General features: G+C 36.4%; 8 protein-coding genes. All 8 read right to left on the bottom strand.

What is annotated here, in order from left to right; genetic code table 11:
* The coding region (locus CUL_RS16335) for a GTP-binding protein (protein WP_035142636.1) at positions 1–502 on the bottom strand (502 nt) is incomplete at its 3' end.
* Between the two features lie 34 nt (positions 503–536).
* Positions 537–2,606, bottom strand: a complete 2,070-nt coding sequence (fusA, locus tag CUL_RS0100085) for an elongation factor G (RefSeq protein ID WP_025640187.1) — start codon at positions 2,604–2,606, stop codon at positions 537–539.
* Positions 2,607–2,675: 69 nt separating this feature from the next.
* Positions 2,676–3,146 (bottom strand): 30S ribosomal protein S7, encoded by a 471-nt coding sequence (rpsG, locus tag CUL_RS0100080; RefSeq protein WP_005583179.1) that lies wholly within the window; start codon positions 3,144–3,146, stop codon positions 2,676–2,678.
* Positions 3,147–3,269: 123 nt separating this feature from the next.
* Positions 3,270–3,683 (bottom strand): 30S ribosomal protein S12, encoded by a 414-nt coding sequence (gene rpsL, locus CUL_RS0100075; protein WP_005583178.1) that lies wholly within the window; start codon positions 3,681–3,683, stop codon positions 3,270–3,272.
* 26 nt (positions 3,684–3,709) lie between these two features.
* Positions 3,710–3,952, bottom strand: a complete 243-nt coding sequence (locus CUL_RS0100070) for a ribosomal L7Ae/L30e/S12e/Gadd45 family protein (protein WP_005583177.1) — start codon at positions 3,950–3,952, stop codon at positions 3,710–3,712.
* A 114-nt stretch (positions 3,953–4,066) separates the two neighbouring features.
* The gene (gene rpoC, locus CUL_RS0100065; protein ID WP_025640186.1) at positions 4,067–7,600 is read right to left on the bottom strand and encodes a DNA-directed RNA polymerase subunit beta'; all 3,534 of its coding nucleotides are present in this window, start codon (positions 7,598–7,600) and stop codon (positions 4,067–4,069) included.
* Positions 7,601–7,644: 44 nt separating this feature from the next.
* Entirely contained in the window at positions 7,645–11,304 is a 3,660-nt protein-coding gene (gene rpoB, locus CUL_RS0100060; protein ID WP_025640185.1) for a DNA-directed RNA polymerase subunit beta, read from the bottom strand.
* Between the two features lie 353 nt (positions 11,305–11,657).
* Positions 11,658–12,034: integrase core domain-containing protein (locus CUL_RS16330; protein WP_035142634.1), on the bottom strand; the 377-nt coding region annotated here is incomplete at its 5' end.

Below are 12,034 nucleotides of genomic sequence, written 5' to 3'. Positions count from 1 at the left end.
TGTCTCCATCGAATTCATATTCTGATAACAACTCTCTTACTTCCATTTCTACTAATTCGATTAATTCTTCATCGTCTACCATATCTGCTTTATTTAAGAATACTACTATCTTTGGTACTCCTACTTGTCTTGATAATAATATATGTTCTCTTGTTTGTGGCATTGGACCATCAGCTGCTGATACTACCAATATGGCTCCGTCCATTTGTGCTGCCCCTGTAATCATGTTCTTTACATAGTCAGCGTGACCTGGACAGTCTACGTGTGCATAGTGACGGTTTTCTGTTTCATATTCTACGTGGGATGTAGAGATTGTTATTCCTCTTTCTCTCTCTTCAGGTGCCTTATCTATATTGTCATAGCTCATTATTTCCCCTGAACCAAATCTTCTATTTAATACTGTAGTTATTGCTGCTGTTAATGTAGTCTTACCGTGGTCTACGTGACCTATTGTTCCTATATTTACGTGAGGTTTAGTCCTTTCAAATTTTGCTTTTCCCATTTCCTATTCCTCCTTAAGTAATTGTTGTTTTTGGTTATTTATGGCCTAAAATTTTTTCTGCAATGCTACTTGGCACTGGTTCATAGTGATCAAATTGCATTGAATAAACCGCTCTACCCTGAGTGTTGGAACGGAGATCTGTGGCATAACCAAACATTTCAGCCAGCGGTACATAACCTCTTACTACCTGAACGCCACTTCTTGGTTCCATTCCCTCTATTCTGCCTCGTCTTGAATTAATATCTCCTATTACATCACCCATATACTCTTCAGGCATAATGACCTCTACTTTCATTATTGGTTCTAATAAAATAGGTTTTGCCTTTTCCATAGCCTGTTTGAAGGCCATAGAACCTGCAATTTTAAATGCCATCTCTGAAGAGTCAACCTCATGGTATGATCCATCATATAGGGTGACTTTAACATCTACCACTGGATAGCCTCCAATAATACCCGATTGCATAGCTTCCTGAATTCCATTATCCACAGAAGGTATATACTCTTTTGGTATAACCCCTCCTACTATATTGTTAACAAATTCATAGCCTGCCCCAGGTTCTTGGGGCTCAATTCTAATTTTAACATGCCCATATTGACCACGACCGCCAGATTGTCTTACATATCTTGTATCGACTTCAGCGGAAGCTGATATGGATTCTTTGTAAGCTACTTGAGGATTACCCACATTGGCTTCTACCTTAAACTCTCTAAGAAGTCTATCTACAATTATTTCTAAATGTAGTTCCCCCATTCCAGCGATTATAATTTGGCCTGTTTCCTCATTGGTGAAAGTTCTAAATGTAGGGTCTTCTTCTGCTAGTTTTGCCAAAGCTATGCTCATCTTTTCTTGACTTGCTTTTGTCTTTGGTTCAATAGCTACTTCTATAACAGGTTCTGGGAATTCCATAGTTTCTAATATAATTGGATTGTCTATATCGCATAATGTATCTCCTGTAGAAGTATCCTTAAGTCCAACTGCTGCTGCAATATCCCCTGCATAAACTTCTTTGACTTCTTCTCTTTTATTAGCATGCATTAAAAGAATTCTACCTATTCTTTCTCTTTTGCCCTTTATAGGATTATATACATAAGATCCTGATTCAAGTGTACCTGAATACACTCTAAAATAAGCCAGCTTTCCTACATAAGGGTCTGTTACAATTTTAAATGCTAATGCAGAAAATGGTTCGTCATCAGAAGAACGTCTTTCTTCAGTCTCATCTGAATCCACAGCTAAGCCCTTTATTGAAGGTATATCTAATGGTGAAGGTAAATAATCTACTATTGCATCTAATAAAGGTTGGACTCCCTTGTTTTTGTAGGATGAACCACATAAAACTGGAGTAATTTCTACCTTAACTGTAGCAGTTCTTATTGCATTAATAATCTCTTCAGGGGTTATCTCTTCCCCTTCGAGATATTTAATCATTAAATCCTCATCATACTCTGCTATTTTTTCCAAAAGATTTTCCCTATATTCTTCTGCTAAATCTTTTAAATCTTCAGGTATATCTACTACATCTATATTTTCTCCAAGATCATCTCTATAGATTCTGGCATTCATATTTACCAAGTCTACAACTCCTACGAAATGGTCTTCTTTTCCAATGGGTAATTGTATGGGGACTGGATTGGCCTTTAATCTATCCTTAATCATATCTATTACTCTGAAAAAGTCTGCTCCAACGATATCCATCTTGTTGATGAAAGCCATTCGAGGAACCTGATATTTATCTGCCTGCCTCCAAACTGTTTCTGATTGAGGTTCTACTCCTCCTTTAGCGCAAAATACTGCTACTGCACCGTCTAACACCCTAAGGGATCTTTCTACTTCCACAGTAAAATCCACGTGTCCTGGCGTATCTATAACATTGATCCTATGATCTCTCCAATGGCATGTAGTAGCGGCAGATGTTATTGTAATCCCTCTTTCCTGCTCCTGTTCCATCCAATCCATTTGGGCGGCGCCTTCGTGAGTTTCTCCTACTTTATGAATTTTTCCAGTATAAAACAATATCCTCTCTGTGGTAGTTGTTTTTCCTGCATCTATATGGGCCATTATTCCTATATTTCGTGTTTTCTCTAATGGAAATTTTCTGGACACAATATTTCCTCCTTCCTGATTCTATGTCCCCCTCCACACGTTTACTGTTAACAGACTACCATCCGTAATCTACCATCTATAATGTGCGAATGCCTTGTTTGCTTCTGCCATCTTATGAGTTTCTTCTCTTTTCTTAACACTTGCACCAGTATTATTGGCTGCATCCATTATCTCTCTAGCTAATCTTTCTACCATAGTCTTTTCTCCTCTTGCTCTAGAGTATCGTACAAGCCAACGTAATCCTAGAGTTTCTCTTCTTTCTGGCCTTACTTCAACTGGAACTTGGTATGTTGCTCCACCAATACGTCTAGCTTTAACCTCTAATACTGGCATTATATTATTCATGGCTTTATAAAATACTTCTAAAGGGTCTTCACCAGTTTTTTCTGCTACATGTTCAAAGGCACCATATACAATACCTTGAGCAATTCCCTTTTTACCATCAAGCATGATATTGTTAATAAGTTTAGTCACTACTATATCATTGTATATAGGATCTGGTGCAACCTCTCTTTTAGCCACATATCCTTTTCTAGGCACTTTGCTTCCCTCCTTAACTATATGAAGTAAATTCATTGGTACTCGACAGATTTGTTCTGCCGCTGTGCGCTTAATGCATCTATAGATTAAATGGAATAATTCCATGCATCGTCAGCACAATTACTACTTTTTAGGCCTTTTAGCCCCATATTTGGATCTAGATTGCATTCTATCTTCTACTCCTGCAGTATCTAAAGTACCCCTAATTACATGGTACCTAACACCTGGAAGGTCTTTTACTCTTCCACCTCTAATTAAAACAACACTGTGTTCTTGTAGATTGTGACCAACTCCAGGTATATATGCATTTACTTCGACTCCATTTGTAAGTCTAACTCTTGCAACTTTTCTCAAAGCCGAGTTAGGTTTCTTAGGAGTAACAGTTCTAACCGCTGTACAAACTCCTCTTTTTTGTGGTGAATGGACTGTATTTGCTTCCTTTTTTAGTGAGTTAAAGTTGATACCCAATGCTGGAGATTTAGATTTATATACAACCTTTTTCCTACCTTTTCTAATCAATTGATTAATTGTTGGCATTATTCCACCTCCTTCTATGGATAATATTATTTTAGTAATGCAGCACTAGCTGCACTAACATCTATCTTACAATTTTTCCCCAACTCTTCCATAGTTTCAATATAAACTATTGGAATATGTTTTTCATTGCAAACAGTAGTTATTTCATTTTTTATTCTATCATCTGCATCTTTAGCTATATATACTGTTTTTGCTTTTCCACTCATCAATGCCCTTTTCACTTGTTTAGTTCCAACTACCTTTTTATCTGTGTTTAACTTGGATACCATAAGTTTCTTCCCCCTTTTTAAACACTTTAAAGATTATGTGGACATTAATGTCCACATAATCTGCATGTCATCAAAAGAGTCCACTTTAAATTTGCACACTTATATATTCTACCATCAGTTATTTTCAGTGTCAACAATATTTTCTTCTAAGTCCATTATTTCCTCTACATCTTCGTAGACTATATCTATATTTTTGTATCTTCTCATTCCTGTTCCTGCAGGAATCAATTTACCTATTATTACATTTTCCTTTAAGCCTATGAGATGGTCTTCCTTTCCTTTTATGGCCGCCTCCGTTAATACCCTTGTAGTCTCCTGGAAGGAAGCTGCAGATAGGAAAGATTCTGTAGCTAGTGAAGCTTTGGTTATACCTAGTAAAGTTCTTCTACCTACAGCAGGCGTCTCTCCATTTTCTATTGCTTTTCTATTAATATCTTCAAAATCATGAAGGCTTACTAAACTTCCAGGTAACAGTTCCGTATCCCCTGAGTCTTCGATTTTGACCTTTCCTAACATCTGTCTTACTATTATTTCAATATGTTTATCTGCTATATCTACCCCTTGGAGTCTATATACCCTTTGTACTTCTTTCACAAGATAGTTTTGTACTCCTTGAACACCTTTAATCTTCAATATATCATGAGGATTTACAGACCCCTCAGTGATTTCGTCTCCTGCCTCGATAAAGTCTCCAGGCCTTACCTTTAACCTAGAACCGTAATTTATACTATAAGCCTTACTTTCCCCATCTTTAGATGTAACTACTACTTCTTTTTTCTTTTTAGTTTCATTTATGCTTATCTCTCCTGATATTTCAGATATAATAGCAAGTCCTTTAGGCTTCCTAGCTTCAAATAATTCTTCAACTCTTGGTAAACCTTGAGTAATGTCAGCACCAGCTACTCCTCCGGTATGGAAAGTACGCATTGTAAGTTGGGTTCCCGGTTCTCCAATAGATTGGGCTGCTATAGTTCCTACAGCTTCTCCCACATTTACTGGATCTCCAGTAGCCAGATTTCTTCCATAACAGTGAGCACACACTCCATGGCGTGTCTTGCACCCTAGTACCGACCTTACCTTTACCTCTTCTATTCCTGCTTCTTCTATACTTTCAGCTATATCCTCAGTAATAATATTATCTTTTTTTACTATTATTTCATTAGTTTCAGGGTCTATTATGTCCTCCACTGAATACCTGCCAATTATTCTATCCTTTAGATCTTCTATTACTTCTTTTCCATCCTTAAAGGCTTTTGCAACTAGATATTGATCTGTGCCACATTCTTCTTCCCTAACTATGACATCCTGACTTACATCAACTAATCGCCTTGTCAAATAACCAGAGTCAGCAGTTCTTAGAGCTGTATCTGCCAGGCCCTTCCTTGAACCATGGGTTGATATAAAGAATTCTAACACATCTAACCCTTCCCTAAAATTAGATTTTATTGGTATTTCTATGGTTTTTCCTGAAGCACTAGCCATTAAACCTCTCATACCAGCCAACTGTCTAATCTGGTTCTTACTACCTCTTGCCCCTGAATGAGCCATTATAAAGATATTGTTCATATGATCTAGCTCATCCATTAATGCCTCTGTTATCTCTTCTGTAGTCCTATTCCATATCTCGATTACCTTTTCATACCTTTCTTCGTCTGAAATCAGTCCTCTTCTATAGGATTTTTCAAATTTGTCAACTTCTTCTTCAGCTTTTCCTAATAATTCCATCTTCTTCTCTGGCACAATAATATCCCCCATGCTTATGGTAATAGCACCTTTTGTTGAATAATGGAATCCCAGTTCTTTAATCCTATCTAGAACTGCAGCTGTTACCGTATTCCCATGTTTCCTATAGCATTTTTCAATTATATTCCCTAAGATTTTTTTGTCTACCAATCTATCGATCTCTAAAGAGTATTTATCTGTTCTCCTATCTACAAAGCCTAAGTTTTGCGGTATGCTGTCGTTAAATATAAATCTTCCTACTGTGCTTTCTACTAGTACACCTCTGTCATTTTCATCTATTTTTCTTCTTACCTTTACTCTAGCATGTACTCCTACATCTCCATTATAATATGCCTGTAACATTTCATCATAATCTTTAAATACCTTTCCTTCCCCTTTTTCTCCTGGATTTTCAACAGTTAAATAATAACTACCTAGAACCATGTCCTGGGTTGGGGTTGTTATTGGCTTTCCATCTTTTGGTGCCAAAATATTGTTTACAGATAACATTAAAAGCCTTGCCTCTGCTTGCGCCTCGGTAGATAAGGGCACGTGTACAGCCATTTGGTCTCCGTCAAAGTCTGCGTTATAAGCAGTACAGACAAGAGGATGTAGTTTTATAGCCTTCCCTTCTACCAGCACAGGTTCAAAGGCTTGAATACCTAATCTATGAAGGGTAGGTGCTCTGTTTAATAGTACAGGATGGTCCTTTATTACTTCATCCAAAACATCCCATACCACCGGTTTCATTCTCTCTACCATTCGCTTAGCAGATTTAATATTATGGGCATATCCTTCTTGAACCAATTTTTTCATTACAAAAGGTTTGAATAACTCCAATGCCATTTTTTTGGGTAAACCACATTGGTAAAACTTCAATTCTGGCCCTACCACTATAACAGAACGCCCAGAATAATCTACCCGTTTACCAAGTAAGTTTTGCCTAAATCTACCCTGTTTTCCTTTTAACATATCGGATAAGGATTTAAGAGGTCTATTCCCAGGTCCGGTTACTGGCCTGCCTCTACGTCCGTTGTCGATCAATGCATCTACTGCTTCTTGTAACATTCTCTTTTCATTTCTAACAATTATATCAGGCGCTCCTAAATCTAATAACCTTTTTAGTCGATTATTTCTATTAATAACCCTCCTGTATAGATCATTTAAATCTGAAGTGGCAAACCTACCTCCATCTAGTTGGACCATAGGTCTTAAATCTGGTGGTATAACAGGAATAACATCTAATATCATCCATTCTGGCCTATTACCAGAAGATCTAAATGCCTCTACAACTTCTAATCTTCTAATAATTCTTATTTTCTTTTGCCCTGTGGCAGATTTAAGCTGGAGCCTCAAATCCTTGGCCTCTTCATCTAAGTCTATCTTTGAAAGCAATTCTTTTATGGCTTCCGCACCCATTAATGCTCTAAATTTATTTCCATATTTCTCCTGGGCTTCCCTAAATTCTGGCTCCGACAATAATTGTTTCTCATATAAAGGAGTATCACCGCCATCTATAACTATATAGGATGCAAAATATAATACTTTTTCCAAAGATCTAGGTGACATATCTAAAATAAGCCCCATCCTACTTGGAATACCTTTAAAATACCAAATATGGGATACAGGGGCAGCCAACTCTATATGCCCCATTCTTTCTCTTCTAACCTTAGATTTAGTTACCTCAACTCCACACCTGTCACATACTACACCTTTATATCGAACTCTCTTATATTTACCACAATGACATTCCCAGTCCTTAGTAGGCCCAAATATTTTTTCACAAAAGAGCCCCTCTTTCTCAGGCTTTAAAGTTCTGTAATTTATAGTCTCTGGCTTTTTCACTTCCCCTTTTGACCATTGTCTAATCTTCTCAGGAGATGCCAAGCCAATTTTTATTGAATCAAATGTATTTAATTCAAACAAGGAGCTATCTCTCCTTTCTATAATAAAATAATAATGGAATATCCTTAAAAATCTTCATCTTCTTCATCTTCTTCATCTTCAATTATGAATCTACTATTTAATTCCCCTTCTTCTTCCTCTTCATTCAAAAACCTATCCTCGATTAAATCGTCACCCATCAATTCCAAATCTGCAATATCGTCATCAACGGATTCTTTTATCTCTATTTCGTCGTCTTCCTCAGATAATACCTTTACATCTAAAGCCAAACTCTGTAATTCCTTTATTAAAACCTTAAAGGATTCTGGAACACCTGGTTCAGGTATATTTTCTCCTTTTACAATGGCTTCATAAGTCTTTACTCTACCTACTACATCATCAGATTTGACCGTTAATATTTCTTGTAAAGTATGGGCTGCACCATAGGCTTCCAATGCCCAAACCTCCATTTCACCAAACCTTTGGCCTCCAAATTGAGCTTTTCCACCAAGAGGCTGTTGAGTAACTAAAGAGTAGGGACCTGTAGATCTAGCATGAATCTTATCGTCAACTAAATGGTGTAGCTTTAGCATATACATATATCCTACGGTTACAGGATTATTTAGAAAATCCCCTGTTCTTCCATCCCTTAACTCTATCTTGCCACTAGTAGGGTATTCTGCCATTTGAAGTGCATCAAGTATATCCTGATCACTTGCACCATCGAATACAGGTGTAGCTACATGCCATCCAAGCTTTTTAGCCGCTAATCCTAAATGCACCTCTAAAACTTGACCTAAGTTCATTCGTGAAGGCACCCCTAATGGATTTAATACTATTTCTACTGGTGTTCCATCGGGTAAATAAGGCATATCCTCTTCAGGGAGTATTCTAGATACAACACCTTTGTTTCCATGACGTCCACACATTTTGTCCCCTACGCTTATCTTTCGTTTCGTTGCCACATATACTCTTACCATTTGATTAACTCCCGGAGACAATTCATCACCGTTTTCCCTAGAAAATATCTTTACATCTACAACTATCCCAGCTTCTCCATGGGGTACTCTTAAAGATGTATCTCTAACTTCTCTTGCTTTTTCACCAAATATAGCCCTTAATAATCTTTCTTCTGCTGTTAACTCCGTCTCTCCTTTTGGTGTCACTTTTCCTACTAAAATATCCCCCGACTTAACTTCAGCACCTATCCTAATAATACCTTGTTCATCTAAATCCTTGAGCATGTCTTCTCCCACATTGGGAATATCTCTTGTAATCTCCTCTGGGCCTAGTTTTGTATCCCTTGCTTCTGATTCATATTCTTCAATATGGATAGATGTTAAAGTATCATCGATGACCAACTTCTCATTTATAAGTATGGCATCCTCATAGTTATAACCTTCCCAGGTCATAAAGGCAACTAATAGGTTTTTACCTAATGCAATTTCTCCTAAATCTGTACTCGGTCCATCAGCAATGACTTGGCCTTTTTCTACTCTTTCATCCCTTTTAACGATAGGTCTTTGATTTATTGTAGTCCCTTGATTAGAACGTTTGAACTTTAATAATTTATATTTATCAATCTGCCCATCTTCATCTCTCTTTATTAGTATTTCGCTAGAACTTACCTTTACTACAGTGCCTGGATTTCTAGCAATTACAACAACTCCCGAATCTCGTGCTGCTTTGTATTCTATACCAGTTCCAATTATGGGAGCCTCCGTCTTTAGCAATGGAACTGCCTGTCGTTGCATGTTGGCACCCATTAAGGCCCTGTTGGCGTCATCGTTTTCTAAGAAGGGGATCATGGCTGTACCTACAGACACGATCTGTTTAGGTGAAACATCCATATAATCCACTTCATTGCTTGGATATATGTCTATTACACCATCTTTTCCTCGCGCAATTATTCTTTTGTTTACAAATCTACTTTCCTCATCTAATAGTTCATTAGATTGAGCTATGATAAACTCATCTTCCACATCAGCAGTTAAATACTCAATTTCATCTAATACTACTCCCCTTTCCTTATCTACTTTTCTATAGGGCGCTTCTAGGAATCCATATTCATTTATCCTAGCATAGGTAGTTAAGGAAGTTATAAGACCAATATTGGGTCCTTCTGGAGTTTCAATAGGACACATTCTACCATAATGGGAATGGTGTACGTCCCTAACTTCGAATCCTGCCCTATCTCTGCTTAATCCACCTGGGCCTAGAGCTGACATTCTTCTTTTATGAGTCAGTTCAGCTAAAGGATTAGTTTGATCCATAAATTGGGATAATTGACTGCTGCCGAAAAATTCCTTGATAGAGGCTACTACTGGCCTTATATTTATCAAGGCTTGGGGAGTCGCCACATCTATATCCTGGATTGTCATCCTTTCCCTTACAACCCTTTCCATTCTAGACAATCCTATTCTAAATTGATTTTGCAAAAGCTCCCCTACTGAACGCAATCTCCTATTACCTAAATGATCTATATCGTCAGTCATACCTATACCATTAAATAAGTTGAATTCATAGTTTATACTTGCAATTATATCGTCACGAATTATATGTTTTGGGGAAATTTCTCTGATTCTTTCTTTAATAGCTTCCTTTAATTCGTCTGGATCCTCATAAGTTTCGATTAACTCTTTCATAACAGGATAATAAACCTTTTCTTTTAATCCTAATTCTTCCAAAGAAAATGGAAGGTTAAAAGCTTTCTTATCAACAAAGTGGTTACCTACAACTCGAATAACCTTCCCATCATCCAATATAATATCAACCTTGTTTATTCCACTATTTTCGATATCAATAGCTATTTGTCTTGTAATCTTTTCTCCTTTAGCTACAAACAATTCGCCAGTTTCTAAATCTTTAATGTCTTCTGCAGCTTTTTTCCCTACAATCCTATTATATAGGGCTAATTTCTTGTTAAACTTATATCTTCCAACCTTTGCCAAATCATATCTTTTGGGATCAAAAAATAAATTATTTAATAAAGACTTAGCATTTTCAACAGTTGGTGGTTCTCCTGGTCTCAGCCTTTTATATATTTCAATTAGAGCTTCTTCCTCTGTGCTAGTATTATCTTTCTCTAAAGTTCTTAAAGCTTGCTCTGTTTCTCCTAAAACTTCAATTATTTCGGCATTGGTGCTAATCTCTAATGCCCTTAATAATGTGGTAATAGTAAGTTTCCTCGTTCTATCAATTCTAACATAGACGATATCGTTAGAATCCGACTCATATTCAAGCCACGCACCTCTATTTGGAATAACTGTTGCAGAATAGAGCCTCTTTCCTACCTTGTCAATTTCCTCTGAATAATATACTCCTGGAGATCTAACCAATTGACTTACTACTACTCTTTCCGCACCATTGATAATAAATGTTCCCTTTTCTGTCATTAGGGGAAAGTCTCCCATAAAAACCTCTTGTTCTTTTACTTCTCCTGTTTCTTTATTTATGAGACGTACCTTTACTTTTAATGGTGCTGAAAAATTTGCATCCCTTTCTCTAGCTTCATCTTCGCTATATTTAGGTTCTTCATTAATGTAATAATCAACAAACTCCAAGATTAAATTTCCGGTATAGTCCTGTATAGGGGAAATATCTTCGAATACTTCCCTTAACCCCTCTTCTAGAAACCATTCATAGGAAGATCTTTGTACCTCTATTAAATCTGGTAAATCTAACACTTCATTAATACGGGAATAACTCATCCTGACTCGTTTTCCGTATGTAACAGGATGTACCATTAATAATTCACCCCTTATTAAACTAAAATAGCCAAAAGCAAATGGATACTTTTGGTAATGCTAACGTATAACAAATATATTATAATATTGACATATCTGCGATTATTTATACAACAAGACATATTTTCTCGAACATTATAGCATCTACATATACTACCATAGCATATTCAATATGTCAAGGAGTTTTATTTTTCATTTATATATTTTTTCTGGAGAAGTCAAACATATGTGACACAGACCTCTGAAAAATTTTCTCTGAATAATGCTGTGGTTTTAAAAAATTACTAATAATTATTTTGTCAAGGAGGAAAGCGATAGCGATCCTTGATTAAATAATTATTGGTAATATCATCTTAAGCAGCATTTTTAGAGAAATACTCTCCAACTATTTCATTTGGAGTCTTATAATTTAGGATTTTTCTTGCTATATTATTGTATCTTTTACTATATCTTATAAATGACTTTTCCATCTGCTTGTAACTTTTAAATCTTCTTCTACTGTAAAATAATTCATTATCTATTCTATGACTTCGCTCTACTATGCCATTTTGCCATGGTGAATATGGGCGTGTGCGCTTGTGTTTTATATCTAGTTTTTCTAAATACTTTTCGAATCTGGTCTTTTTATTTGTAATATCCTGATCGTTAACAAATTCGATTCCATTGTCTGTTTGTACTAGTTTAACTTTAAATCCTAATTTGTCTTCTAGTCGTTTTAAAAAATTAGATG

This window comes from [Clostridium] ultunense DSM 10521 (assembly GCF_000511955.1).
Taxonomy (GTDB): domain Bacteria; phylum Bacillota; class Clostridia; order Tissierellales; family Tepidimicrobiaceae; genus Schnuerera; species Schnuerera ultunensis.
This window is presented reverse-complemented; position numbering and strand designations above follow the sequence as displayed.

Coding starts and splice junctions, on each gene's coding strand:
- rpsL (WP_005583178.1), bottom strand. CDS start 3,683: ATGCCAACAATTAATCAATTGATTAGAAAAGGTAGGAAAAAGGTTGTA.
- CUL_RS0100070 (WP_005583177.1), bottom strand. CDS start 3,952: ATGGTATCCAAGTTAAACACAGATAAAAAGGTAGTTGGAACTAAACAA.
- rpoB (WP_025640185.1), bottom strand. CDS start 11,304: ATGGTACATCCTGTTACATACGGAAAACGAGTCAGGATGAGTTATTCC.